Below are 25678 nucleotides of genomic sequence, written 5' to 3' on the forward strand. Positions count from 1 at the left end.
TTGCATGGATGAAGTTGTACCGGTCAGAGGACGGCCATCGCCCGGTCGGTCGGTGCCACGGGAGCCGGCAGGATCGTCTTGCCCATAAGGAACTTGTCCACCGCGGCCGCGCAGGCGCGCCCCTCGGCGATAGCCCAGACGATGAGCGACTGTCCACGGCCGGCGTCGCCGGCCACGAAGATGCCCTCCGTGTTGGTCATGTAGTAGCCGTCACGGGCCACGTTGCCGCGGCCGTCGAATGCGGCGCTGACCTGCTCGGTGATACCGGCGGGCTCGGCTCCGGTGAAGCCGAGGGACAGGAACACCAGATCCGCGGGGATGATCCGCTCGGTGCAGGCCTTCGGAAGGCGCTTGCCGTCGACAAACTCCGTCTCCGCCACCTTCACGCCGGTCAGTTTGCCGTTCTCCCCCACGAACTCGACAGTGGAGGCGAGGTAGGTGCGTTCGCCGCCTTCCTCGTGCGCGCTGGCGACCTCGAAGAGGGTCGGGAACGTGGGCCACGGCTGGTGGTTGGCGCGCTCCGCCGGGGGCTGCTTGCCGATTGCCAGGGTGGTCACGGAGGTGGCGCCATGGCGGTGGGCGGTGCCGATGCAGTCCGCACCGGTGTCGCCGCCGCCGAGGATGACGACGTGCTTGCCGGCGGCGTGGATCTGGTTCTCCACCGTCTCCCCTGCCACCACGCGGTTGGACGGGACGAGGTAGTCCATCGCGTAGTGCACACCCTCGAGCCCGCGGCCCGGGATCGGCAGGTCCCGCGGGACGGTGGCGCCGGTGGCGACCACGACGGCGTCATACCGGCGGCGCAGCTGCTCCCAGGTCACGTCCGTGCCAATGGCGACGCCGGTGCGGAAGCGGGTGCCTTCGGCCTTCATCTGCTCCAGCCGGCGGTCCACCTGCTCTTTTTCCATCTTGAAATCGGGGATCCCGTACCGCAGGAGGCCGCCGATCTTGTCATCGCGTTCGTAGACGGCGACGGTGTGGCCCACCCGGGTCAGCTGCTGCGCGACGGCGAGCCCGGCGGGGCCGGACCCGACGACGGCGACCGTCTTGCCGGTGAGGCGCGCGGGCGGCAGCGGGTTGACCCAGCCGTTCTCGAACGCCTGGTCCACAATCGAAACCTCGACCTGCTTGATGGTCACGGCCGGCTGGTTGATGCCGAGCACGCAGGACGCCTCGCACGGGGCCGGGCAGAGCCGGCCGGTGAACTCGGGGAAGTTGTTGGTGGCGTGCAGCCGCTCCATCGCTTCCTCGCCCTTGTCCCGCCAGACGAGGTCGTTCCACTCGGGAATCAGGTTGCCCAGCGGGCAGCCCTGGTGGCAGAACGGCACGCCGCAGTCCATGCAGCGGCCGGCCTGGCTTTTCAGGACACCCTTTTCCTGGGCCTCGTAGACCTCTTTCCAGTCCATGATGCGGACCGGGACGGGACGCCGTGGCTGGGTTTCACGCTGACGTACTTTCAGAAATCCGCGTGGATCAGCCACCGGTCACCTCCAGGATTCGAGACCAAACTTCTTCGCCGTCGGGGTCAAGGCCCTCTTCGATGGCGTCAAGACGGGTTTGCAGGACGGCCGCGTAGTCGCGCGGCAGCACCTTGGTTGTGCGGGCTGCGGTGTCGTCGAAGTTCTCGAGCAGCCGGGCCGCGAGCAGCGACTCGGTTTCCTCAAGGTGCTTGACGAGCAGTCCGTGGACGATGTCGCGGTCCTCGGCATCCAGTTCGCGCAGCTGCAGCTCACCGGACTCCAGGGCCTGCTTGTTGACGCGGTCGGTCTGCAGGTCCAGGACGAAGGCCGTGCCCCCGGACATGCCGGCACCGAAGTTGCGTCCGGTGCGTCCGAGGATGAGCGCCTGGCCGCCTGTCATGTACTCACAGCCGTGGTCGCCGATGCCTTCGGCCACCGCGGTAGCGCCGGAGTTGCGGACCATAAAGCGTTCGCCGACCTGGCCGCGGAGGAACATTTCGCCGCTGGTGGCGCCGTAGCCGATCACGTTGCCGGCGATGACGTTCGTTTCCGCCGGGAAGACGTTGGTGCGGTCCGGCCGCACGATGATCCGTCCGCCGGAGAGGCCCTTGCCGACGTAGTCGTTGGAGTCACCGAACATGCGCAGCGTGATGCCTGCCGGCAGGAACGCGCCGAGCGACTGGCCGGCGGTGCCGGTCAGCGTGATGTCGATCGTGTCCGGAGCCAGCACGTCGGTGCTGAAGGTCTTGGTGACCACGTGGCCGAGCATGGTGCCGACGGAGCGGTCCGTGTTGATCACGTTGACCGAGATCTTCACCGGGGAGCGGTCGCTCAGCGATTCGGCCGCCATCGCAATGAGGCGCTGGTCGAAGTGCTTGTCCAGCTCATGGTTCTGGCCGGTCAGGTTGCGCAGCGGGGCGTCGTCGTCGAACTCGAGGCCGTGCAGGATCGGATCCAGGTCCAGCCCTTCGGCCTTCCAGTGGTTGATCGCTTCCCGGGTGTCGAGCATTTCGGCGTGGCCGATCGCCTCTTCGATGGTCCGGAAACCAAGTTCGGCCAGGATCTCGCGGACTTCCTCGGCGAGGAACTCGAAAAAGTTGACGACGAACTCGGGCTTGCCGTTGAAGCGCGAGCGGAGTTCCGGGTTCTGCGTCGCGACGCCCACCGGGCAGGTGTCGAGGTGGCAGACGCGCATCATGATGCAGCCGGAAACCACCAGCGGCGCCGTGGCGAATCCGAACTCTTCGCCGCCGAGCAGCGCGGCGATGACGACGTCGCGGCCGGTCTTAAGCTGCCCGTCCACCTGGACCACCACGCGGTCGCGCAGGCCGTTGAGCATCAGCGTCTGCTGGGTCTCGGCCAGGCCGAGTTCCCAGGGGACACCGGCGTGCTTGAGCGAGTTCAGCGGCGAGGCACCGGTACCGCCGTCGTGACCGGAAACCAGCACGACGTCGGCCTTGGCCTTCGTGACACCGGCGGCCACGGTGCCGATCCCAACCTCGGAGACCAGCTTGACGTGCACCCGGGCCGAGGGGTTGGCGCGCTTGGCATCGTAGATCAGCTGCGCGAGGTCCTCGATCGAGTAGATGTCGTGGTGCGGCGGCGGCGAGATGAGCCCGACGCCGGGCGTCGAGTGCCGCGTCCGGGCCACCCAGGGGTAGACCTTCTGCGCCATCAGCTGGCCGCCTTCGCCGGGCTTGGCCCCCTGCGCCATCTTGATCTGGATATCGTCGGCGTTGGACAGGTACAGGCTCGTGACGCCGAAACGGCCGGAGGCTATCTGCTTGACCGCCGAGCGGCGCTCGGGATCCAGGAGCCGGTCCACGTCCTCGCCGCCCTCGCCGGTGTTGGACTTGCCGCCCAGCCGGTTCATGGCGATCGCGAGGGTCTCGTGCGCTTCCTGCGAGATGGAGCCGTAGCTCATGGCGCCGGTGGAGAAGCGCTTGACGATGCTGGAGACGGACTCCACGTCCTCGAGCGGAACCGCGGGACGCAGCCCGTCCCTGAACTTCAGCAGCCCGCGCAGGGTCATGAGGTTTTCGGACTGGTCGTCCACCCCGCGGGTGTAGGCCTTGAAGATGTCGTAGCGGCGCTCACGGGTGGCGTGCTGCAGCCGGAAGACGGTCTCCGGGTTGAACAGGTGCGGCTCGCCGTCGCGGCGCCACTGGTACTCGCCGCCGCCCATCAGAGGCTGGTGCGGCAGTTCGATGCCGTTCTCCGGGTATGCCATCTGGTGGCGTGCGGAGACTTCGGCCGCGATGACGTCGAGGCCGACGCCGCCGAGCTGGGAGTGTGTGCCGGAGAAGAACTCGTCCACGAGCTCCTGGCCCAGGCCGAGCGCCTCGAACGTTTGGGCGCCCGTGTAGGAGGCCACGGTGGAGATGCCCATCTTGGACATGATCTTCAGTACGCCCTTGCCGAGGCCCTTGATAAGGTTGTAGACGCCGTCCTGCGGGGTAACGCCGACGACGTCGCCGGAACTGATGAGCTGTTCGACGGATTCCATCGCCAGGTACGGGTTCACGGCGGAGGCGCCGTAGCCGACCAGCACGGCCACGTGGTGCGTTTCGCGGACGTCGCCGGCCTCGACCACGAGTGCGGTCTTGGTGCGGTTGGCGCTGCGGAGCAGGTGGTGGTGTACGGCGCTGACGAGCAGCAGGGACGGGATGGGTGCCCACTGGGCGTTAGAGTCGCGGTCCGAAAGCACCACGTACTGGACGCCGCGGTTGATGGCGCCGGAGACCTGCTCGCAGATTTCGGTCAGCCGGGCGCGCAGCGCGTTCTCGCCGCCTTCGGGGCGATAGAGGCCGCGGACCTTCATCGCAACCCTGTCGCCGTCGGCGCTCTCGATGTTCGCGATCTTGGCGAGCTGGTCGTTGTTGATCACGGGGAACGGCAGCGAGACCTGCGGCTGGCGGACCTGCTTGGTGTCGAGCAGATTGCCGTTGGGGCCGATCGCGCACATCAGGGATGTGACGAGTTCTTCGCGGATGGCGTCCAGCGGCGGGTTGGTGACCTGCGCGAAGGACTGCACGAAGTAGTCGAAGAGCAGCCGCGGGCGCTTGGACAGGACAGCCACCGGGGTGTCGGATCCCATCGCGCCGAGCGGCTCGGCGCCGGTGCGGGCCATCGGGCCCAGCAGGATCTTCAGTTCCTCCGTGGTGTAGCCGAAGGTCCGCTGGCGGATGTTGACGGACGCCGCGGTGTGCACGACGTGTTCGCGTTCCGGCAGCTCATTGAGGTCGATCAGGTTGTCCTTGACCCAGTCGGCCCACGGGTTGGCAGCCGCCACCTCGGCCTTGACCTCGGCGTCGCCGATGATCCGGCCGGCCTCGGTGTCCACGAGGAACATCTTGCCGGGCGAGACGCGGCCTTTTTTGACCACCTTGGAGGGTTCGACGTCGATCACGCCGACCTCGGAGGCGAAAATGACCAGTCCGTCCTCGGTGATCCAGTACCGTCCCGGGCGCAGCCCGTTGCGGTCGAGGGTGGCGCCGACGAGGTTGCCGTCGGTGAAGGAAACGGCGGCGGGGCCGTCCCACGGTTCCATCAGCAGGGAGTGGTACTCGTAGAAGGCCCGGCGGGCCGGGTCCATCGTGGCGTGGTTTTCCCAGGCCTCGGGGATCATCATCATGATCGAGTGCGTGATGGGGCGTCCGGAGAGCCACAGAAGTTCTGCGACCTCGTCGAAGGATGCCGAGTCGGACGCACCCGGTGTGCAGATCGGGTACAGCTCTTCGGGCGAATCCCCCAGCAGCGGGTTGGCCAGCTGGGACTGGCGGGCCCGCATCCAGTTCCGGTTGCCCTTGACCGTGTTGATCTCACCGTTGTGCGCGATGGTGCGGAACGGCTGGGCCAGCGGCCAGGACGGGAACGTGTTGGTGGAGAAGCGCGAGTGGACAATCGCGAGCTTGGTCTTGAAGCGCTTGTCCGAGAGATCCGGGTAGAACGGCTCCAGCTGGGCGGTGGTCAGCATGCCCTTGTAGACGATGGTCCGGGAGGACAGCGACGGGAAGTACACGCCGAACTTGTTCTGCGCGCGCTTGCGGATCCGCCAGGCACGCGAATCGAGTTCATTGCGCTCCAAGACTTCCCCGGTGCTGGAGGCGAAGAACGGCTGCGAGAAGTACGGCATGCAGGCCCGGGCCATGGCGCCGACGAGGTCGGCGACGATCGGAACTTCGCGCCAGCCCAGGACGGTGAGGCCCTCATCGGCGGCGAGGCTCTCGATCCCGGCCTTGGCGGCGTCGGATTCGCGCTGCTCGGCCGGCAGGAAGGCGGTGCCTACGACGTACTGGCCTGGGGCGGGGAGTTCGAACTCGGTGATCGCCCGGAAGAACTCGTCCGGCACCTGCATGAGAAGCCCGGCGCCGTCGCCGGTGCCCTCATCGGCGCCCACGGCGCCGCGGTGCTCAAGGTTGCGCAAGGCGGTGAGGGCGGCATCGACAATGTCGTAGCCCGGCTCCCCGCGCAGCGTGGCGATGATGGCGAGGCCGCAGGCGTCCTTCTCCTGCTCCGGGTTGTAGAGCCCGGCGGCTTCAGGCAATGCCGCGAACCGCTTGAACGGTGACATGGCGGCCGCCGGCTCGCTAGGCTCGGACCAACTGGGGCTGTGCAGGGTTTGGGTCATGGGAGACGTCCTTCCTCCTGATCGTGCGTATGGGAGGGACAACATTGGCCCGGATCGGTGCGCCGGTGTGACGGGCACAACAAAGAGTTTCTAACTGGAATTGTAGGCCAGCCCGGCGTCCTGTACGAACAGTTACGCGGCCGGGTGGCCCGGGCTTGCGCGGATAGCAATGGTCTGCAGTCCGGAGCATTCCCTGCTGCCACGACGCTGTGGAACCGGACCTGCGAGCGGTGGCTCTGCGGCCCGGTTTGCCGTCGCTGGGTTACTTGGTGCCGCCAGCTTCCGGCGCGGATCCATTGGCTGGCCGGCCGGGTGCTCCGGCCGCCTGGGCTCCCGTAGCGGACGTGTTGCCGCTCGTGGATTTCTTAGCCGCTTCCGCCGGAGCAGAAGCGACACCTGGACCGCTTTGGTTATCAGGGAGATTACCACGCGATTCACTATCTGAGACAGCAGAGTCCGAATGGCGGACGCTCTCAGCCCCGGCCGGAACCGTCGCCGGTTCCTTGGTTCCGGCGTCGGTCTTCACGACGGCGGCGTCCCCTGCACCGGCGTCGGCGTCAGCCGTGTCTTCAGCCTTCTCGGCGTCGGTTGCGTCGGACTTATTGACGTCAGCCGTGTCGGCCTTGTCGGCCGTGTCGGCCTCGTCGGCAGCCGAGTCTGTGTCGGCCTCGTCTGTGTCGGCGGGTGCGCGGCCGGGCAGGTACGGGGTGTCCGGTTCGTCGCGCTTGCGCAGGCCCAGGACGATGAAGGCGACCAGGGCTGCCAGGAGAACGAAGATGCTGGTCCAGACGTTCAGCCGCGTGGTGATGCCGAAGAGGTTGATCTGCTCGGCGTCGTCGATCCGCATCGCTTCGATCCAGACCCGGCCCAGCGTGTAGTAGATCGCGTAGAGCCAGAACAGCCGGCCGCGGCGGAAGTTGAACCTGCGGTCCAGCACCAGGAGGATGGCGACGCCGGCGAGGTTCCACAGGGATTCGTAGAGGAACGTCGGGTGGAAGAGCGTGTCGGCCGGCATGCCGGGCGGGAAGTTGGGGTTGTCGGCGTCGACCTGCAGTCCCCACGGCAGCGTGGTGGGGCCGCCGAAGAGTTCCTGGTTGAAGTAGTTGCCCCAGCGGCCGATCGCCTGGGCCAGCAGCAACCCGGGAGCGGCAGCGTCCAGGAACGCGGTGAGCTTGACGCCGGCACGGCGGCAGCCGATCCAGGCGCCCACCGCGCCGAGCAGCACGGCGCCCCAGATGCCCAGGCCGCCGCGCTGGATCTGCGGGATCAGGGACAGGTCACCGGTGCCGTCGAAGCCCGGGCCGAAATACGCGTCCGGCGAGGACACCACATGGTAGAGCCGGCCGCCGATGATGCCGAACGGAATGGCCCAGATAGCGATGTCCCAGACACTTCCCTCCGGCGCCCCGCGCCGCGCCCAGCGGACGGAGGTAAGCCACAGGCCAGCGATGATACCGGCCAGGATGCACAGCGCGTAAGCGTGGATACGCAGGGACCCCCACGGCAGCGGGATGTCGAATCCGGACCAGTCCGGGCTCGGAATGCTCGCGGGAACCATCGCCGCCATGTGGAGGACTGACTGCATTGCTTACGCTTCTTCCTTGGTAAGGCCGGTGCTGAGGTCTTTCGTCAACGACGCCACCGCATCCACTCCGCCGTCGCGGATCGCCGCGACGAGGGCGGTGCCCACGATCACGCCGTCGGCGTAGGCGGCGATCTCGCGGACCTGGGCCGCGCTGGACACTCCGAGGCCCACGCAGACGCGCTCGGCGCCGGCCGCGTGCGCCGCAGCGACGACGCCCTCGGCTGCCGAGCTGACGGAGGACCGGGCGCCGGTGACGCCCATGATGGAGACGGCGTAGACGAAACCGCGGCTCGCTTCCACGGTACGCTTCATCCGTTCCGGGGAGGACGAGGGTGCCACGAGGAACACCCTGTCCAGGCCGTATTTGTCCGAAGCGGCCATCCATTCGGACGCTTCGTCCGGGATGAGGTCCGGGGTGATGAGCCCTGCGCCGCCGGCTTCAGCGAGTCGGCGGGAGAACTCGTCCACGCCCATCCGGACCACGGGGTTCCAGTAGGTCATGACGAGGACGGCGGCATCGGTCTTGCTCGTGATGCCGCGGACGACGTCGAAGACCTCGTGGACGTGGAAGCCGTTGGCGAGGGCCTCGGTGGTGGCGGCCTGGATGACCTGGCCGTCCATGACGGGGTCCGAGTACGGGACGCCGATCTCGATCAGGTCGGCGCCGTTCTCGGCCAGGGCGATCCCGGCTGCGATGGTGTCCGCAACGGTGGGGTAGCCGGCGGGCAGGTAGCCGATCAGTGCCGAACGGCCCTGCGCCTTGGCGCGGTCAATCGCTGCGGCCGACTTGCTGGTGCTCGTGATGTCCTGGGCGCCGTTCACAGCTGCTCCCCCTCTTTTGCGATCTCGGACTCGGGTGAATCCTTGTCCAGCAGGTCGAACCATTCAGCAGCGGTGGCCACGTCCTTGTCGCCGCGGCCGGACAGGTTCACGATCACGATCTTGTCTGATGCGTTGCCTGCGGCGCTGCCTTCGGCCCCGCCCTCGGAGCTCTCGGCGGCGAGGCGCTGGCCCACCTTGATGGCCCCGGCGAGGGCGTGCGCGGACTCGATGGCCGGGATGATGCCCTCGGTGCGGCACAGCAGCTTGAACGCTTCCATGGCCTCGCTGTCCGTGATCGGCTCATAGCTGACGCGCCCGATGTCCGCGAGGTAGGAGTGCTCCGGGCCGACGCCCGGGTAGTCCAGGCCGGCGGAGATGGAGTGCGACTCGATGGTCTGGCCGTCGTCGTCCTGCATGAGGTACGAACGGGCGCCGTGCAGCACTCCGGGCTTGCCGAGCGTGATGGTGGCAGCGTGGCGTCCGGTTTCGACGCCGTCGCCGCCGGCTTCGAAGCCGAAGATTCTTACCGAGGGATCGTCCAGGAAGCCGTGGAAGATGCCGATGGCGTTGGAGCCGCCGCCGATGCAGGCGCAGACGGCGTCCGGCAGGCGGCCGGTCTGGTCCAGGATCTGGGCGCGGGCCTCCTCGCCGATTACCTCGTGGAAGTAGCGGACCATGGCCGGGAAGGGGTGGGCCCCGGCGGCAGTGCCGAGCAGGTAGTGGGTGTTGTCCACATTGGCAACCCAGTCGCGGAGTGCCTCGTTGATGGCGTCCTTGAGTGTCTGGGATCCGTTGGTCACGGGGATGACCGTGGCCCCGAGGAGCTCCATCCGGGCCACGTTGAGGGCCTGCCGGCGGCAGTCCTCGGCGCCCATGTAGACGACGCATTCCAGGCCCATGAGGGCGGCGGCCGTGGCGCTGGCGACGCCGTGCTGCCCGGCGCCGGTTTCGGCGATGACGCGGGTCTTGCCCATCCGCTTGGCGAGCAGCGCCTGGCCCAGGACGTTGTTGATCTTGTGCGAGCCGGTGTGGTTGAGGTCCTCGCGCTTGAGGAAGATGCGCACTCCCCCGGCGTGCTCGGCGAAGCGCTTGGCCTCGGTCAGCAGCGAGGGCCGGCCCGAGTAGTTCTTGTTCAGCTCGGCGATCTGCGCGGTGAAGTCAGGATCGGCTTTGGCTTTCTCGAAGGTCTCTTCAAGCTCGTCCAGGGCCGCGATGAGCGACTCCGGCATCCATCGGCCGCCGTAGGAGCCGAAGTAGGGCCCGGGGGCATGCCGCAGGGATTCTCCACCCTGCAGGAACGCGTCCACCGCGCTTTCGTCTGAGCCCGCTGCTGGCGCATCGACCATCAGTCTCACCATCCTGTTCCACTGCTAGCTAGTAAAGCCTCTACAAAGTTGTTCGGCCGCCGGGCCAGGTGTCCGGACGGCCCCGTGGGGTCGGGGTGTCCGGCATGTGCCTCAGTGTCGGGCGGCGATTTCTTCCGCGCCGGCGGCCATGAATTCGGCGATCCGCTCCCGCGGGGTGGCGTCGCTGACCAGGGCCTCGCCCACGAGGACCGCATTGGCGCCGTTGGCCGCGTAGTGCCGGACGTCGTCGACGCCGCGCACGCCGGACTCGGCAATCACGAGCGCGCCGGCGGGCATGCCCCCGGCGAGTTCCGCGAAGACGGAGCGGTCGACGTCGAGCGTCTTGAGGTTGCGCACGTTGACACCGATGATCCGGGCCTCAGCGGCAACTGCCCGCGCGATTTCCTCCGCCGTATGGGTCTCTACCAGCACGTTCATGCCGAGTTCGCGGCTGAGGGCGCTGAACTCGCGCAGTTGCGCATCGGAGAGGGAGGCGACGATCAGCAGGATGAGGTCGGCGCCGTGTGCGCGGGCTTCCCAGATCTGGTACTCGTCGATCATGAAGTCCTTGCGCAGCAGCGGAGTGTCCACGGCTGCCCGGACGGCGTCGAAGTCGGCCAGCGAGCCGTTGAAGCGGCGCTGTTCCGTCAGGACGCTGATCGCTGCCGCGCCGCCCTCGGCGTACTGCACAGCGAGGGAGGCGGGGTCCGTGATGCTGGCGAGGTCGCCCTTGGACGGGCTGCGCCGCTTGATTTCGGCGATCACCTTCAGCTGCTCCCGGCTGGCGGAATCACCGCCGAGGGCGGCCCAAGCGTCGCGCGCGGGAGCTGCCGCGGCGGCGCGTTCCTTCAGTTCCGCGAGCGTGACGAGCCGCTGGCGGCCCTCCATATCCTCCCTGACACCGGCATTGATGTCATCGAGAACGCTCACCCTTAGTGGCCGGAGTTCTTCAGCTTGCTGCCGCCGACGCCGTAGCCGGCCTTGCGCATGCCGAAGCCGGTCAGCAGGCCGATCACCATGACCACGCCGCCGGCGATGAAGATCGGGGTGTTGGCGATGACAAAAGCGATGGACATGACGAAGGCCCCGGCGAGCATAACGAAGACGGTGGTCCAGGCGGCGGGGCTGTTGCCGTGGCCGGTGGGCTCGCTGTGGTCGATGTCGTCGTAGTTGTACGTTCCGGCGGCAGGCTTAGCGGCGGACACAGTGGCTTTGCTCATTGAAATCTCCTCGGGATGAATACTGCTTACATTCTGCCATTTATTGGCCGTGTTTTTTGGACGCGCTGCTGGGCGCGCACGCGGCATCGGCTCAGGTGGGATCGTCGCCGCGTGACAGCCGGTCCCAGCTGTCGATTTCGTCCGCCGGCCCGGCAGGCGCGTCGGCAGCGGAGCCCGCGGCGGCGGCGGCAGGTACTGCGTCATATTTCGTGCGCGCCTTCCAGTAGCGTCCCGCGGGAACAATCGCCAGGGCGCTGAGTCCCAGGAGGGAGCCGGCGACGACGGCGAGGGCCGGGAAGGCGGTGACGGCCACCTGGACGTTGCTGCCGCTGATGCCGGTGGCGGCGGCGATCGAGCCCTGGGCGGCGGCCAGTGGATCCGCGAGCACGATGGCGGCCGCGCTGACGATGCCGGCGGAGGCGAGCAGGATAATGGCGGTGATGATCCAGCGCGCGATCCGGCCGGCGATCGAGGCGGCGAGTCCGCCCGCGAGGGCCACGAGCGCGAGGGCCGTCACGGTGGTGGCGGCCTTGCTGCCCTGTACCTGCAGGCCGTCCTGGCTGTTGACGGCCTGGCCCAGCTGGGTGGGGTCGAGGTGGACGGTCAGCCAGGTCTGGGTGGTGCTGCCGAAGACCGCCAGGGACAGCGCGGCGATGACCAGCACGAGGGTGGACTTCCGGGCCCAGCGCGGCACGGCGCGGCTGGTGCTCTTGACGGTGGTCCCGGAGGTGGTCCCTGGCGTGGTGTCGGGGCTGGTCATGGGTTCTCCGTCGCAGCGTCGGTGATGGAATCGGCCGTGATGTTGTGCAGCGAGCCGGCGGTGTGCACGGCCCGGAGCGGGGCGGCGGCCTTGTTGACGGTTTCGAGGGCCTCGGTGGGGTTGACCGAGTCGGCCACGATCCCGCCGCCGGCCTGGACGTAGGCCCGGCCTTCGCACAGCAGGGCGGAGCGGATGGCGATCGCCATGTCCATGTCCCCAGCGAAGTCGAGGTAGCCCACCACACCGCCGTAGATGCCGCGGCGGTGGGGTTCGAGTTCGTCCAGGAGGCGCAGTGCCCGCGGCTTGGGGGCGCCCGAGAGGGTACCGGCGGGGAACGTGGCCCGCAGCACGTCATAGGCCTTGGCCACGGGGGCGAGCTTGCCGACCACCGTGGACACCAGGTGCATGATGTGGCTGAACCGTTCGACTTCCATGAACTGCGTGACGTCGACGGAGCCGGCGACGCAGACCTTGGAGAGGTCGTTGCGGGAAAGGTCCACCAGCATAAGGTGCTCGGCGCGTTCCTTCTGGTCCGCCAGGAGTTCCTCTGCCAGGGCCTTGTCCGCTTCGATCGTCTTGCCGCGCGGCCTTGAACCGGCGATGGGGTGCGTGATGACCTCTTCCCCGGTCACGGTCACGAGGGCCTCCGGGGAGGACCCGACAATCGAATACTGCCGGCCGTCGGCGTCCTCGAGGCTGAAGATGTACATGTACGGGCTGGGGTTGGTGTTCCGGAGCACCCGGTAGACGTCCAGCGGGTCCGCGCCGCATTCCATTTCGAAGCGGCGCGAGATGACCACCTGGAAGACTTCGCCGTCGACGATCGCTTCCTTGCCGCGGTCCAGGGCGGCGAGGTAGTCGGTCTCGTCCCAGCGTTCCTGCACGCTGGAGGCGAAGTCCAGGGCGGCGGTCTCCAGCACGGAGACGGGCTGCCTCACGGGGGTGCTGACCTGGGCCAGCAAGGCCTTCACCCGGGCGACGGCGTCGTGCCACGCCTCGTCGACGCGTTCGGAGCTGTTGTCGAAGTTGATGGCGTTGGCGATCAACAGCACGGTGCCGTCCATGTTGTCGTGGACGGCCATGTCCGTGACGAGGTTCAGGGCCATCTCGGGCAGGTCGAGGTCGTCTTCCGGCGGGCTGGTCAGTTTTTCCCAGTGCCGGACTGTTTCCCAGCCGAGGAATCCGACGAGCCCGGAGGTGAACGGCGGCAGTCCTTCGAACCGTTCGGTGCGGAGCGCCTCGATGGTGTCCCGGATCGCCTCGACCGGGCTGCCGTCGAGCGGCACCCCGACTGGCGGCTGGCCGAGCCAGTGCGCCTGCCCGTCCTTGGTGGTCAGGGTGGCCCGGGAACGGGCGCCGATGAACGAGTAGCGGGACCAGGCACCGCCGACAGCGGCCGATTCCATCAGGAAGGTGCCGGGCTGGCCCTGGGCGAGCTTACGGTACAGCCCGATCGGGGTTTCCGCGTCGGCAAGCACCTTCAGCCGGACGGGGATGACGCGGCTGTGGCCTGCGAGTTCACGGAACTCCTCCAGGCCCGGGCTGATGATTCCAAGGTCCTGCATGGCTGTGGTTTCCGCCTGTTCTGTCAATGGTTCCGGAAGCTTCGGTCCCGAAGCCTCAAATGCTGTGCGTGCCGGTCCGGCTGAGTCTTCAGCTGATGACGACGTCGAGGTCCCGGCCGTCAAAACAGGTCCGGGTCCCCGTGTGGCAGGCCGCGCCGACCTGGTCGACGCGGACCAGCAAGGCATCGCCGTCACAATCCATCGCGAGGGACTTGACCCACTGCACGTGGCCGGACGTGTCACCCTTGCGCCAGTATTCCTGGCGGGAGCGCGAATAGAACGTCACGCGGCCGGTGGTCATGGTGCGGTGCAGCGCCTCGTCATCCATCCAGCCGAGCATCAGCACTTCGTTGGTGTCGAATTGCTGGACAATCGCGGCCACCAGGCCGGCGTTGTCGCGCTTCAAGGCCTCGGCGAGGCCGGCAGGGAGGGGGCTGACCGGCGGCGTCGGACCGGCGGTCGAACTCGGAGCGGCCGGACTCGCGGCGGCCGGACTCGCGGCGGTCGGATTCGGGACGGTCCGACTCGGGACGGGGGCGGGGGCGGGCTGCTCAGACATCAGCTCAAGTCTAATGCCTGCCGAGGGGCGGGGCTTGGCCTCCCCACAGCTGCGCTTAACATCGGAGCCAATTAGGGGTGAAATGCCCCCCGCAGCCACACGACGGCGGTTCCGGTGCGCACGCCCCGCAGTCTCGTGCTAGTTTCACAAGTGATGCATTTCGTCGATCCGTCCCGAGAAGTCCTGGCCGAAACCCTGCTGGCGGCCGGTCCTGACTCCCCCACGCTCTGCAGGGGCTGGCTCACCCGGCACCTTGCCGCCCACCTGTACCTTCGGGAGCGTAAAGCCGCGGTCGGGCTGGGCCTCCTGATTAAGCGGCTGTCCAAGGCCTCGGACCAGGCCACAGCCAAGCTGGCGGCCAAGCTCCAGACGCCCGAGGACTACAACAAGCTGGTCAACACGTTCCGCGCCGGCCCTCCCCCGCTCTCGCCCATGAAGATCAAGGCCCTGGACGAAAGTTCCAACCTGATCGAGTACTTCGTCCACACCGAGGACGTCCGCCGGGCAGTCGACCGCTGGGCTCCGCGCGCGCTCGATGAGGAGTACTCGGACGCCCTGTGGGACGAGCTGGTCAAGCGTGCGGCGATCCTCTACCGCGGCGTGGACCTGGGCATTGTCCTGGTGCGCCCCTCCGGGCCGCGCCATGTGGCCAAGCGGGCTCCCGTCTCGGTGGCCATTGTCGGCGAACCGGGCGAACTGCTGATGCATGCCCATGGCCGCACCCGCCACGCCCTTGTCACCTTCGAAGGCCAGCCGGACGCCGTCGCACTGCTGCAGTCCGCCGAAGTCGGGCTCTGAACCGGCGCTCCGGCGAACGAATACAAACGAAAACGCGGGGCCGGTTATCAAGGTTACCGGCCCCGCGTTCTTGCTGTCCCCGCTGCCTGGCCCGCGTCAGCGGACCTCGAAGCCTGCGTCGCGGATGGCCTTCTTGACCTGGGCAATCATGTCCAGCGGGCCGAAGTGGAACACTGAGGCGGCAAGGACGGCGTCGGCGCCTGCCGCCACGGCCGGCGGGAAATGCTCCGGCTTCCCGGCCCCGCCCGACGCGATGAGCGGCACCTTCACTCCGGCCCGCGCGAGGCGGATGAGTTCCAGGTCGAAGCCGTCCTTGGTACCGTCGGCGTCGATCGAATTGAGCAGGATTTCGCCCACGCCGCGGTCTGCGGCTTCACGCGCCCAGGCGATGGCGTCAATCCCGGTCCCCTGGCGGCCGCCGTGGGTGGTCACCTCGAAGCCGGAAGTGGTGGGCTCCGAGCCCGGGCGGGTGCGGCGTGCGTCGAGGGACAGCACGAGGACCTGGGAGCCGAAGTGCCGGGTGATCTCGTCGATCACGTCGGGCCGGGCGACGGCGGCCGTGTTGATGGCTGCCTTGTCCGCGCCGTAGCGCAGGAGCTTGTCCACTTCGGCGACGCCGCGGACGCCGCCGCCGACGGTCAGCGGGATGAAGACTTCCTCGGCGGTGCGGCGGACGACGTCGAAGGTGGTCTCGCGGTTGCCCGAGGACGCGGTGACGTCGAGGAACGTCAGTTCGTCGGCGCCGCCGTTGTCATAGCGGTGTGCGAGTTCCACGGGGTCACCGGCGTCGCGCAGCCCTTCGAAATTGATGCCTTTGACCACGCGGCCGGCGTCGACGTCAAGGCACGGGATGACGCGCACGGCTACGGTCATGGCTTCTCCTGGTATTCGCTCACGGAAGATTCACTGACGGAAAGTTGAGTCACGGACGCGCCGGTGCTCAGATGCGGCAGGCGTGGATGCTGCTGACGAGGATGGCGCGGGCGCCGAGGTCGTAGAGCTCGTCCATGATCCGGTTGGTGTCCTTCTTGGGCACCATCGAGCGCACAGCCACCCAGTCCGAGTCGCGCAGGGGCGAGACTGTGGGCGATTCCAGTCCCGGCGTGAGGGCAGCGGCTTCTTCGACGAGTTCCTTGCGGATGTCGTAGTCCATCAGCACGTACTGCCGGGCCACCAGGACGCCCTGCAGGCGGCGGATCAGCACCTCGGCGGCCGGGTTCTGTTCGCCCTTGCGGCCGATCAGCACGGATTCGGAGCGCAGGATCGGCTCGCCGAAGATCTCCATTCCGGCTGCCTTGAGGGTGCTGCCGGTTTCGACGACGTCGGCGATCGCGTCCGCGACGCCCAGCCGGACGGAGGATTCAACGGCTCCGTCGAGGCGCACCACCTTGGCCTTGATGCCGCGCTCGGCGAGGTAGCCGCGGAGCAGCCCGTCGTAACTGGTGGCGAGGCGCTTGCCTTCCAGCTGGTCAACGGAGGTGAAGTCGCCCACCGGGCCGGCAAAGCGGAAAGTGGAAGCGGCGAAGCCCAGCGGCAGCAGCTCTTCGGCTTCCACCTCGGCGTCGAGCAGCAGGTCGCGTCCGGTGATACCGACGTCGAGCGTGCCCTGCCCGACGTACACGGCGATGTCGCGCGGGCGGAGGAAGAAGAATTCAATGTCGTTGTCCGGGTCCACCATGACCAGCTCGCGGGTGTCGCGGCGCTGGCGGTAGCCGGCCTCGGCGAGCATGGCGGAGGCGGCTTCGGACAGGGATCCCTTGTTGGGGACGGCAACTCTCAGCATTGGGGAGGTCTTTCTGGGTTTAGGAACAGTCGGTTCAGGCACAGCGGGCCACGCATTTCACCGGTTCCGCCAAAAATTCCGGCGGGCTTCCGGTGCGGACGTGGCTAGAGATGCTTGTAGACGTCTTCCAGGCTGAGTCCTTTGGCGAGCATCAGAACCTGCAGGTGATAGAGCAGCTGCGAGATTTCTTCCGCCGCGGCTTCATCGGATTCGTACTCGGCAGCCATCCAGACCTCGGCTGCTTCTTCCACGACTTTCTTGCCGATGCCGTGGACTCCGGAATCCAGTTCGGCGACGGTGCGGGAGCCCTCCGGACGGACGGCGGCCTTCTCACTCAGTTCTGCGAACAGCGATTCGAAATTCTTCACACCCTCCAGCCTACTTGCTCGCAGCTGGGCGGTGCCTGCCGGGCCCTTGCATGACGGCCGGGTTGTGAGCGATTCCACAATTCCGCGGCCGCCGTGCAAGGGCGGACGGGCCAGGGCTTCAGCTGTACTGGCGGAGTGTTACGGCGGTGGCGAGGGCGGCGGTGACGGCCTCGTGGCCCTTGTCCTCCGTGGAGCCGGGCAGCCCGGCCCGGTCGATGCCCTGCTGTTCGGTGTCGCACGTCAGCACGCCGAAGCCGACGGGGACGCCGGTGCGCACCGAGACTTCGGTCAGGCCCAGGGTGGCGGCCTCGCAGACATATTCGAAGTGCGGGGTTCCGCCGCGGATCACGACGCCCAGCGCCACGACGGCGTCGAAGTGCGGCGCCAGCCGGGCCGCCGCGACGGGGAGTTCGAAGGTGCCGGGAACGCGCAGCACGGTGGGCTCGCCGATGCCGGCGTCCTGGGCCGCCCGGAGGGCGCCGTCCAGCAGCCCGTCCATGATCTGGGTGTGCCAGCTGGCGGCCACGATGGCCAGTTTCAGCTGGGAGGTCTCCTCCGGCTTGAATGTGCTGAGGTCAATCTGTGGTGCGCCGTGTCCGCTCATCTGCAATTCCTTGTTCTGCTAAGTCGTTGGGTGGTACGTGGTCAGTCCTGATCGTGTTCAAAGCCCCGCGGGCCGGCCAGGGGCGCCGCCGGCTGCACGTCCAGCACGAGCCGGTGGTCCATCCGGTCCTTTTTGGTCTGCAGGTAGCGGATGTTTTCGTCGCGGGAGGGCACCTCGGTGGGAACCATCTCCACCACCCGGACGCCGGCCTTGGCGAGCCGGTCCTGCTTGTCCGGGTTATTGCTCAACAGCCGGACCTCATGCAGACCCATCTCGGCCAGGATCTGGGCCGCGGCCTTGTAGCAGCGCGCGTCGACGGGCAGGCCCAGCTGCTCGTTGGCCTCCACGGTGTCAAAGCCGGCTTCCTGCAGGGCGTAGGCCTTCACCTTGTTGGCCAGGCCGATCCCGCGGCCTTCCTGCCCGCGCAGGTACAGCAGCGTACCGCCGGACTCGTTGATCAGCTCCAGCGCGTAGGCCAGCTGCTCGCCGCAGTCGCAGCGGTAGGAACCGAACACATCGCCGGTGAGGCACTCTGAATGCAGCCGCACCAGCGGCGCCATCCCGTCGGTGGGCGGCAGCGGCGAACTGACCGCGAGGTGCTCCGCCCCGGTAGCCAGATCGGTCCACGCCTGCGCCACAAAGGTGCCGAAGGCCGTGGGCAGCTGGACGATCGGTCCTCCGCTGACCGGGTGCGGCTGGCGTCCCGTGCTCATCTCTTGTACTTCCGACGTCGTCATCGTCTCTCCTTCGTCAAACGGCATTCAGACGGTGTCCGCTGCACTGCCGGCACGCTGTCCAGCATTAAGGTAATCCACCAGGTCCGCGATCGAGATCAGCGGGCAGCCGTGCTCCAGGGCGAAGCCGCGAAGTCCGTCCAGCCGCATCATTTCTCCGTCGTCGTGCACCAGTTCTGAAATCACTCCCACGGGTTCCAGGCCGGCCAACCGGCACAGGTCCACGGCCGCCTCGGTGTGGCCCGGACGTTCCCGCACTCCTCCCTTAACAGCGCGGAGGGGAAAAACATGCCCGGGGCGGGTCAAGGCGGACGGCGCGCTGCCGGCGTCGGCGAGGATCCGGGCCGTCAGGGCCCGGTCCGTGGCGGAGATTCCGGTGCTGACGCCGACTGCAGCGTCGCAGGACACGGTGTAGGCAGTGCCCTTGGCGTCCTCGTTGATTTCCACCATGGGCGGGAGCGCCAGCGCGTCGGCCCGGTCGGCGTCGAGGGGCACGCAGATCACCCCGGAGCTGTAGCGGACCGTCCAGCCCATGAGGGCCGGGGTGGCATGCTGCGCGGCAAAAATGATGTCGCCTTCGTTTTCGCGGTCCTCGTTGTCGACCACGAGGACGGGACGGCCGGCCGCCATGGCGCGGATCGCGTCCTCGATCGGATCGAGTCCCGAGTGCGGAGAGCTCTTTGTTGCGGACAGGTCCTGAAGGTCATTCATCGTGCCGCCACCTCCCCGTGCGCTGCTCCCCCGGCTGCTCCGCCGGAAAATGCCAGCAGGCGCTCAGTGTACTTCGCCAGCACGTCCACTTCGAGGTTAATCCGGCTGCCGAGGCTCTTCGCGCCCAGACCGGTTTCGGCCAGGGTGGTGGGGATCAGACCCACCTCGAACCACGGGGCCGGCTCCGATGCCCGGCTCACGGTGGTCACGGTGAGGGACACGCCGTCGACGGCGATGGAGCCTTTTTCCGCGATGTACCTGGCCAGTCCGGCGGGAACCCCGAAACGGAGCCGGTCCCAGTTGCCGAGGGCCTCGCGCTCCAGCAGTTCCCCGACGCCGTCGACGTGGCCCTGGACGACGTGGCCGTCGAGGCGGCCGCCCGCCGGAACGCACCGCTCCAGGTTGACAGGGTCCCCGGCGGCGAGTTCGCCGATGGTACTCCGGGTCAGGGTTTCCCCCATGACGTCGACGCTGAAGTCCTTGCCGTCGATCTCCGTGGCGGTGAGGCAGACGCCGTTGACGGCGATCGAGCCGCCCAGGGCGAGCCCCTCGGTGGAGCCGGGCGCGTGCAGCCGGACGGTGGCGCTGATGTCGCCGTTGCGCTCAACGGACAACACCTGCCCCTGCTCGGCGATAATTCCGGTGAACATCAAATGCCTCCTGCGGCGGTCTCCGCGCCCGTGCGGCGCGGGATGGAATCGGATGAAGTGGTGGGGGCGGCTGCTTGGGAGCCGTTTTTCGGTGCGGGACGCAGGTGCAGCCGCAGGTCGCGGCCGAGCATCTGGACGGCCCCTCCGGACGCGGGGTCCCAGTCCCACTGCTGTGCCTCGGCCAGGGTGGTGACGCCAAGGTCGTCCAGTGCCGGCGTGCCGGAACCCAGGAGCGTCGGCGCGAGGTAGACAATCAGTTCGTCGACGAGGCCCGCTGCGAGGAACGCGCTCAGGATCCGGGAACCGCCTTCGACCATAAGGTGCCGCACACCGGCCGCGAACAGCACGTCCAGCGCCTCAACCGGGTCGCGGGTGGGCAGGTGCAGCACCTTGCCGTCGTTGCCGTTGATGGCCGCGCCTTCGGGAATTCCGCGGTAGCCCATCACGGCGCGCAGCGGCTGCCTGCCGGCCGGTTCGCCGTCGGCGTTCCTGGCGGTGAGCCGGGGGTTGTCGACCAGCACGGTCTGGGTTCCGACGAGGATGGCGTCGATCCGGCCGCGGAGGGCGTGGTTGTCGGCGAGGGATTGCGGGCTGGAAATCCACTGGCTGGTGCCGTCGCTGGCCGCGATCCGGCTGTCCAGGGTCTGCGCGATGTGCAGGGTGACAAAGGGCCGTTTGGCGGCGACGGAGTCGAACCAGCGCCGGTTCAGGTCCAGTGCTGCGCCGGCCCCGAGCCCGGAACGGACCCGGACTCCGGCGGCACGCAGCGTCGCCGCCCCGCCGGCGGCCGGGTCGTGCGGGTCGTCGACGGCATAGACGACGTCGGTGATACCGGCGTCGATGATCGCCTGGGCGCATGGTCCGGTGCGGCCGCAGTGGTTGCAGGGCTCCAGTGTGACCAGCATGGTGGTGCCGCTGAGGTCGAGGCCGGCGGCGGCCGCCTGTGCGATTGCGTCCGCTTCCGCGTGGGCCGTGCCGGCGCCGCGGTGGTAGCCGGTGACGACGTTGGTTCCGTCCGCGGCGATGACGACGGCGCCCACCAGGGGGTTGGCGCCCCGTGGCCCTTGCCGGGCTGTTTCGAGGGCAGTGTCCATGGCGGTGACCTCGGCGGCGCTGAATCCGGCGCTGAATAGGGCGCTGTTGAGGGCGCTCATTTGGCCACCTGCGGGTCGGGGAAGGCGGTTTCGACCGTTACCGGCCGGTCCGCCAGCTTCGAAGCGCGCCACCAGACGAAGAATCCGGTGAGCGTGAAGAAACCGTAGAACAGGTACATGACGGCGCTGGCGTAGTAGCCCGCGCTGAACAGCAGCGGCACACCGACGATGTCCACGGCCACCCAGATGAGCCAGAATTCGGTCCATCCCCGGGCCATGCCGTACGTCGCCAGCAGCGAGCCCATGAAAGTCCAGGCGTCTGCCCAGACCGGAGGGTATGAGCCCAGCGAGTCGAAGAGCGGCGTCAGCGAGGCGGTCCCCGCAACGAGGCTGAGAGCCAGGATTAGCCGGGTCTTGTTGCTTGCCCAGCGCGGCGCGACGGCGGCGCCGCCGTCGGCTGACTGCCTGCCCTGCTGCCAGCGGTGCCAGCCATAGAGGGCGACGACGATGAACATGACCTGGCGACCGGCCTGTCCCCACAGCGTGGCGGGGGTGGCGGAGCCGAAGACGTTGCCCAGGAAGACGGTCAGGAGCAGTAAGTTGCCGGCGATGCCGACGGGCCATGCCCAGACCCGGCGGCGCATGCCGCCGAAGGCGCTGGCGAGGCCAAAGATGTTGCCTAGCACTTCACGAAGAATCAGAACAGATCCGCCTACCGGGATCTGCGCTTCGAAGAGCCATCGCAAGAGGTCCATGCGTGTGTCGTTCCTTCCCTCAAGAACCGCGATGGCTCCGGGGGTATACGACAGCGCAATGCCACGGCGTTAATTGGACACCGCAGTAACAGCTGTACGTGCTTCTCTCATCCAGACTTTAACTGTCGGTACCGGAGTTCCACCGGTTCAACCGTCCGCCGGCTTCCTCCCGAAGGAAAACGCCGACTCGCGGGTCGCGGACTATAACCGCCGGTTCGGACTTACACCGACCCCGGAGCACGTATGTGTGTTGTTATTCTGACACAACTGCCGGGTAGCCCGGGGTATTCCCCCGCTGCCGATATGTCGCCGGGCGTCATCTTCGTCCCGCCCCCGTAGCGTCAGGCTGCCGCGTCAGCGGCTCCCGGCCGCCCGGAGCCGCTCGATGGCTTCAGCCGGGTCTGCGGCGCCGTAGACGGCGGACCCCGCCACAAAGACGTTCGCTCCCGCTTCTGCGGCCCGCACGATCGTCTCCTCGGTGATGCCGCCGTCGACCTGCAGCGCCACGCTGACGCCGGAGCCGTCAATGGCCGCACGGGCCCGCCGGATCTTGGGCAGGGTCAGGTCCAGGAAGGACTGTCCGCCGAAGCCGGGCTCCACCGTCATGATCAGCAGCAGGTCCAGTTCCGGGAGCATGTCCAGGTAGGGCTCCACCGGGGTGCCCGGACGCAGCGCCATGCCGGCCTTGGCGCCGCGGGCGCGCAATTCCCGCGCGAGTTTGATCGGCGCGATCGAGGCTTCGGCGTGGAAAGTCACCGAGGCCACCCCCGCGTCCGCGAAGCCCGGCGCCCAGCGGTCGGCGTCGGCGATCATCAAGTGGGCGTCCAGCGGCACCGGACTGACGGCCAGGATGCGCTGCACCACGGGCAGCCCGATGGTCAGGTTGGGCACGAAGTGGTTGTCCATGACGTCCACGTGCACCGCGTCTGCGTTGCTGATGCGGCGCAGTTCGGCCTCAAGGTTGACGAAGTCAGCCGAAAGGATGCTCGGGTTGATGCAGCACTGGGCCATGGATTTCCTTTTCGTTCGTACTTAGCTGTCAGTGCCCCAGTATCGGTGAAACTCAGGCCTTCTTATGAATGAGCGCCAGGAACATTGCGTCGGTCCGGTGCACATGCGGCCAGAGCTGGGCGGTGAGTTCGTGTCCGGCTTCGAGGTGGCCGGTGAGGCTGACGCTGTCCAGCGCCGCACCGGCGTCGAGCAGTTCGAGGTCGTCGCGTTTGCGCAGCACATCGCTGACGACGGCGGTGGTCTCCGCGGGGTGCGGCGAGCACGTCACGTAGGCGACGACGCCGCCGGGTTTAACGGCGGCCAGCGCGGACTTGAGCAGTTCGCGCTGCAGCGGACCGAGGTCCGCCAGGTCCTTGGGGGTGCGCCGCCAGCGTGACTCGGGGCGGCGGCGCAGGGCGCCGAGCCCGGTGCACGGCGCGTCGACCAGGACGCGGTCGAAGCTCTCCGCCATCTCCGTGCCGATCTCGCGGCCGTCGCCCGTGCGGACGTGCCAGACCTCGTGCGGAACGGCGGCCAGGGCTTGCCGGACCAGCTTGGCGCGGTGCGGTGCGGGTTCGTTGGCCAGCAGGGTTGCGCCCTGCTGGCGGGCGAGGGCGCCCAGCAGCGCGGCCTTGCCGCCGGGACCGGCGCACAGATCGAGCCAGCGTTCGCCTGCCCCATCGGCGCCGGTTCCGGTGCCGGTGCCGAGGTCGGCGGCGGCCATGGCGCGGGCCACGAGCTGCGAGCCGACGTCCTGGACCCGGGTGCTGCCTTCGCGGACCGAGGCGAGGCGGCCGAGGTCGCCTCCGCTGGAGAGTGCCGAGCCTTCGACGAGTTCGCCGGGCGTGGCCCCGCCGTCGAGGGCTTCATCGAGGCTTCCGAGCCCGGGCAGCGCCACGAGGTTCACCACCGGGGCGGCGTTGTCGGCGTCCAGAAGTTCGTTGATTTCGCTGACCGGACGGCCGTGGGTCACGAGGGACTGCCGCAAGGCGCGGACAATCCATTCCGGGTGGGCGTAGCGGATCGAGGCGATCCTGGTTTCGTCCGTCTCATCGCTGAGCAACAGTTCCAGCCACTCCTCCAGCGTGTGCGCGGAGACCTTGCGCAGGACCGCGTTGATGAGGGCGGAGGGTCCGGCGCCGATCACGGCGCGGGCCAGGCCGACAGTCTGGTCCAGGGCGGCGTGGGCGGGGACGCGCATGGCGACGAGCTGGTGGACGCCGATCCGGAGTGCATCGAGGATGGCCGGATCCAGCTGGTCCAGGGGCCGGTCCACGCAGCGGGTCAGGATCGCATCATAGGTGCCCTGGCCGCGCAGGGCGCCGTAGCTCAGTTCGGTGGCGAAGCCGGCGTCGCGTTTGTCCAGTCCGTGGTGCCGGATCCGGGCCGGCAGCACGAGGTTGGCGTAGGCGTCTTCGGACGCGACGGCGCGCAGCACTTCGAAAGCCACCAGCCGGGCAGGATCCGCCCGGCGGGTCCGCTGTGACGGCGCGTTCTCGGTGAAGCCGCGCTGCGGACCGCGGTTGCGTTCGCGGCCCTGCGCGTTGCGCATGCTGCCGTCGCGTCCGCGGCCGCCCTGGCCGCCACTCTGACCGGCGCCGCGCTGGGGGCCCCTGCCACGGCCGCTGCCGCTAGTCCCGGACTCGCTCATTCGAATACCACGCTTTCAAGTGTTGCCTGTCCGCGCGCCCAATCAGCGGCGGTCATCATTTTCTTGCCCGAAGGCTGGATCCGGGTGAGTTCCACCGGGTGTGAGCCTGTACCCACGATCACGCTTTTGCCGTCCATCGCCAGCCGACCGGGTTGCAGGGCGGGGGCCTCGGGCCGGAGTAGCACGGGGGCGAGTTTCACCCGTTGGCCGTCCATCATGGTCCAAGCGCCGGGCTCGGGCGTGACGCCGCGCGCCCGCCGCCCGATTGCGAGGGCGGGTTGCCGCCAGTCGAGCCGGCCGTCGTCGAGGGTCAGTTTGGGGGCCAGACTGACGTCGCCTTGCTGCTGCACGGCCGCCGCTTTGCCGGCGTCGACGGCGGACAGCGTCTGGGTGAGCAGCACGGCGCCGCTGTGGGAGAGCCGTTCCAGCAGCGCACCCGCGGTGTCGTCGGGGCGGACGCTTTCGGTCAGGGTGCCGAGCACCGGGCCGGTGTCCAGCCCTTCTTCGAGGAGGAAGGTGACGGCGCCGGTGACGTCGTCACCGGCCATGACTGCCCGCTGCACCGGTGCGGCGCCGCGCCAGGCCGGCAGCAGGGAGAAGTGCAGGTTAATCCAGCCGTACCGGGGAACATCCAGGGCGTCCCGTGGAATCAGTCCGCCGTAGGCCACGATCGCGGCGACGTCGGGGGCGGCGGCGGCGATCCGTGCGGTGACGTCGGCGTCGACCTTTGCCGCGTGGATGACCTCAATGCCGAGTTCCGCGGCCCGGGCAGCCACCGGTGACGGCGTCAGCACGCGCTTGCGCCCCAACGGTGCGTCCGGCCGGGTGAGGACAGCGACGACGTCGAACCCGACTGCAACGAGGGCGTCCAAGGACGGCACCGCGACAGCGGGTGTCCCGGCGAAGAGAACCCTCACTGGGGGGTTCCGAAGGCGCCACCGCCGAAGCTGGACCCTACCGTCTTGGCGCGCTTGGCCGTCGTCTGTTCCGTGATGGAGTCGTAGTTCGCGTTGCGGATGGCGCGCAGCGCGGTCTTGCGGTCCTCGCCCTCGAGGCGGTCGGTGAACAGGATGCCGTCAAGGTGGTCCGTTTCGTGCTGGAAGCAACGGGCCAGCATGCCTACGCCTTCCACAGCGACCGGGTTGCCGTGCAGGTCCACGCCGGTGACGCGGGTGTGGCTGCGGCGCCGGACCGGGAAACTCAGCCCGGGGATGGAGAGGCATCCCTCCACCTCGTCCGGCTGGAAGTCCTCGCTGTTTTCCAGCACCGGGTTGATGATGTGTCCCTCCACCCCGCCGATCCGGTAGGTGAAGACGCGCTGGCTCACACCGATCTGGGGAGCGGCCAGGCCTGCGCCGTCGACGTCCTCCATGGTCTCGGTCATGTCCGCCACGAGCTTTGCCAGTTCTGGCCCGAATTCCGTCACGGGATCTGCAACTGTGCGCAGCACAGGATCGCCGATGATGCGGATATTCAAAATGGCCATGTGCAAACTGTCCTTACGATGGGCGGCTACGGAATTCAATCCAGTTTAGTTGCCCCGGCGTCGTCCCTGACGACTTCGACGGATCTGCCCGGGTGGAGTGGGCGTTG

General features: G+C 68.1%; 24 protein-coding genes and 1 riboswitch. Of the genes, 1 reads left to right on the forward strand and 23 read right to left on the reverse strand.

Annotated elements, in window-relative coordinates; genetic code table 11:
* Positions 1 to 23: 23 nt before the first annotated feature.
* The 10 genes from ABIB51_RS13650 to hisI all read right to left on the reverse strand — a co-directional run bounded on the left by ABIB51_RS13650 (position 24) and on the right by hisI (position 13947).
* Positions 24 to 1481: a glutamate synthase subunit beta gene (locus tag ABIB51_RS13650; protein WP_354188866.1), complete on the reverse strand. Its 1458-nt coding sequence runs from the start codon at positions 1479 to 1481 to the stop codon at positions 24 to 26.
* On the reverse strand, positions 1474 to 6090 hold the full coding sequence (gltB, locus tag ABIB51_RS13655) for a glutamate synthase large subunit (RefSeq protein WP_354188868.1): 4617 nt from the start codon (positions 6088 to 6090) through the stop codon (positions 1474 to 1476). Before gltB ends, ABIB51_RS13650 begins: the two co-directional genes overlap by 8 nt.
* Before the next feature lie 262 nt (positions 6091 to 6352).
* The gene (gene lgt / locus ABIB51_RS13660; RefSeq protein WP_354188870.1) at positions 6353 to 7675 is read right to left on the reverse strand and encodes a prolipoprotein diacylglyceryl transferase; all 1323 of its coding nucleotides are present in this window, start codon (positions 7673 to 7675) and stop codon (positions 6353 to 6355) included.
* 3 nt (positions 7676 to 7678) lie between these two features.
* The gene (trpA, locus tag ABIB51_RS13665; protein ID WP_354188872.1) at positions 7679 to 8497 is read right to left on the reverse strand and encodes a tryptophan synthase subunit alpha; all 819 of its coding nucleotides are present in this window, start codon (positions 8495 to 8497) and stop codon (positions 7679 to 7681) included.
* A complete protein-coding gene (gene trpB / locus ABIB51_RS13670; RefSeq protein WP_354188874.1) occupies positions 8494 to 9843 on the reverse strand; it encodes a tryptophan synthase subunit beta in 1350 nt (449 codons plus the stop codon). Before trpB ends, trpA begins: the two co-directional genes overlap by 4 nt.
* Positions 9844 to 9954: 111 nt before the next feature.
* Positions 9955 to 10773, reverse strand: a complete 819-nt coding sequence (gene trpC / locus ABIB51_RS13675; protein ID WP_354188876.1) for an indole-3-glycerol phosphate synthase TrpC — start codon at positions 10771 to 10773, stop codon at positions 9955 to 9957.
* A 2-nt stretch (positions 10774 to 10775) separates the two neighbouring features.
* Positions 10776 to 11063 carry an HGxxPAAW family protein gene (locus ABIB51_RS13680; RefSeq protein WP_354188878.1) on the reverse strand — a complete coding sequence of 96 codons (288 nt, stop codon included), beginning with the start codon at positions 11061 to 11063 and terminating at the stop codon, positions 10776 to 10778.
* Positions 11064 to 11154: 91 nt separating this feature from the next.
* Positions 11155 to 11823, reverse strand: coding sequence for a Trp biosynthesis-associated membrane protein (locus ABIB51_RS13685; protein ID WP_354188880.1), 669 nt, complete (start codon positions 11821 to 11823; stop codon positions 11155 to 11157).
* Positions 11820 to 13388, reverse strand: coding sequence for an anthranilate synthase component I (locus ABIB51_RS13690; protein ID WP_354188882.1), 1569 nt, complete (start codon positions 13386 to 13388; stop codon positions 11820 to 11822). The genes ABIB51_RS13685 and ABIB51_RS13690 overlap by 4 nt, the downstream gene beginning before the upstream one ends.
* Before the next feature lie 88 nt (positions 13389 to 13476).
* Complete coding sequence (hisI, locus tag ABIB51_RS13695) at positions 13477 to 13947, reverse strand: phosphoribosyl-AMP cyclohydrolase (protein WP_354188884.1); 471 nt, start codon at positions 13945 to 13947, stop codon at positions 13477 to 13479.
* 153 nt (positions 13948 to 14100) lie between these two features.
* Here hisI and ABIB51_RS13700 point away from each other — a divergent pair, with 153 nt between their 5' ends.
* Positions 14101 to 14745 (forward strand): TIGR03085 family metal-binding protein, encoded by a 645-nt coding sequence (locus ABIB51_RS13700; RefSeq protein WP_354188886.1) that lies wholly within the window; start codon positions 14101 to 14103, stop codon positions 14743 to 14745.
* Between the two features lie 96 nt (positions 14746 to 14841).
* Here the strand turns inward: ABIB51_RS13700 and hisF are convergent, their stop codons facing one another.
* The 13 genes from hisF to def all read right to left on the reverse strand — a co-directional run bounded on the left by hisF (position 14842) and on the right by def (position 25571).
* Entirely contained in the window at positions 14842 to 15618 is a 777-nt protein-coding gene (gene hisF, locus ABIB51_RS13705) for an imidazole glycerol phosphate synthase subunit HisF (RefSeq protein ID WP_354188888.1), read from the reverse strand.
* 67 nt (positions 15619 to 15685) lie between these two features.
* Entirely contained in the window at positions 15686 to 16528 is an 843-nt protein-coding gene (gene hisG, locus ABIB51_RS13710; RefSeq protein WP_354188890.1) for an ATP phosphoribosyltransferase, read from the reverse strand.
* A 104-nt stretch (positions 16529 to 16632) separates the two neighbouring features.
* Positions 16633 to 16896 carry a phosphoribosyl-ATP diphosphatase gene (locus tag ABIB51_RS13715; RefSeq protein WP_024367461.1) on the reverse strand — a complete coding sequence of 88 codons (264 nt, stop codon included), beginning with the start codon at positions 16894 to 16896 and terminating at the stop codon, positions 16633 to 16635.
* Positions 16897 to 17014: 118 nt separating this feature from the next.
* Positions 17015 to 17500, reverse strand: coding sequence for a 6,7-dimethyl-8-ribityllumazine synthase (gene ribH / locus ABIB51_RS13720; protein WP_354188892.1), 486 nt, complete (start codon positions 17498 to 17500; stop codon positions 17015 to 17017).
* A gap of 41 nt (positions 17501 to 17541) precedes the next feature.
* Positions 17542 to 18237 carry a GTP cyclohydrolase II gene (gene ribA, locus ABIB51_RS13725; RefSeq protein ID WP_354188894.1) on the reverse strand — a complete coding sequence of 232 codons (696 nt, stop codon included), beginning with the start codon at positions 18235 to 18237 and terminating at the stop codon, positions 17542 to 17544.
* A 24-nt stretch (positions 18238 to 18261) separates the two neighbouring features.
* Positions 18262 to 18945, reverse strand: a complete 684-nt coding sequence (gene ribB / locus ABIB51_RS13730; RefSeq protein ID WP_354188896.1) for a 3,4-dihydroxy-2-butanone-4-phosphate synthase — start codon at positions 18943 to 18945, stop codon at positions 18262 to 18264.
* Complete coding sequence (locus ABIB51_RS13735; RefSeq protein ID WP_354188898.1) at positions 18942 to 19595, reverse strand: riboflavin synthase; 654 nt, start codon at positions 19593 to 19595, stop codon at positions 18942 to 18944. The genes ribB and ABIB51_RS13735 overlap by 4 nt, the downstream gene beginning before the upstream one ends.
* Positions 19595 to 20749: a bifunctional diaminohydroxyphosphoribosylaminopyrimidine deaminase/5-amino-6-(5-phosphoribosylamino)uracil reductase RibD gene (ribD, locus tag ABIB51_RS13740; protein ID WP_354188900.1), complete on the reverse strand. Its 1155-nt coding sequence runs from the start codon at positions 20747 to 20749 to the stop codon at positions 19595 to 19597. The genes ABIB51_RS13735 and ribD overlap by 1 nt, the downstream gene beginning before the upstream one ends.
* Positions 20746 to 21444 (reverse strand): nicotinamide riboside transporter PnuC, encoded by a 699-nt coding sequence (pnuC, locus tag ABIB51_RS13745; RefSeq protein ID WP_354188902.1) that lies wholly within the window; start codon positions 21442 to 21444, stop codon positions 20746 to 20748. The genes ribD and pnuC overlap by 4 nt, the downstream gene beginning before the upstream one ends.
* A gap of 94 nt (positions 21445 to 21538) precedes the next feature.
* A riboswitch (FMN riboswitch) is annotated at positions 21539 to 21689 on the reverse strand.
* A 109-nt stretch (positions 21690 to 21798) separates the two neighbouring features.
* A complete protein-coding gene (rpe, locus tag ABIB51_RS13750; RefSeq protein WP_354188904.1) occupies positions 21799 to 22455 on the reverse strand; it encodes a ribulose-phosphate 3-epimerase in 657 nt (218 codons plus the stop codon).
* A gap of 52 nt (positions 22456 to 22507) precedes the next feature.
* On the reverse strand, positions 22508 to 24085 hold the full coding sequence (locus ABIB51_RS13755; protein ID WP_354188906.1) for an RsmB/NOP family class I SAM-dependent RNA methyltransferase: 1578 nt from the start codon (positions 24083 to 24085) through the stop codon (positions 22508 to 22510).
* On the reverse strand, positions 24082 to 25002 hold the full coding sequence (gene fmt, locus ABIB51_RS13760; RefSeq protein ID WP_354188908.1) for a methionyl-tRNA formyltransferase: 921 nt from the start codon (positions 25000 to 25002) through the stop codon (positions 24082 to 24084). The genes ABIB51_RS13755 and fmt overlap by 4 nt, the downstream gene beginning before the upstream one ends.
* On the reverse strand, positions 24999 to 25571 hold the full coding sequence (def, locus tag ABIB51_RS13765; RefSeq protein WP_354188910.1) for a peptide deformylase: 573 nt from the start codon (positions 25569 to 25571) through the stop codon (positions 24999 to 25001). Before def ends, fmt begins: the two co-directional genes overlap by 4 nt.
* Positions 25572 to 25678: the final 107 nt, after the last annotated feature.

The organism is Arthrobacter sp. UYCu712, assembly GCF_040547005.1.
In the GTDB taxonomy this organism is placed as follows: domain Bacteria; phylum Actinomycetota; class Actinomycetes; order Actinomycetales; family Micrococcaceae; genus Arthrobacter.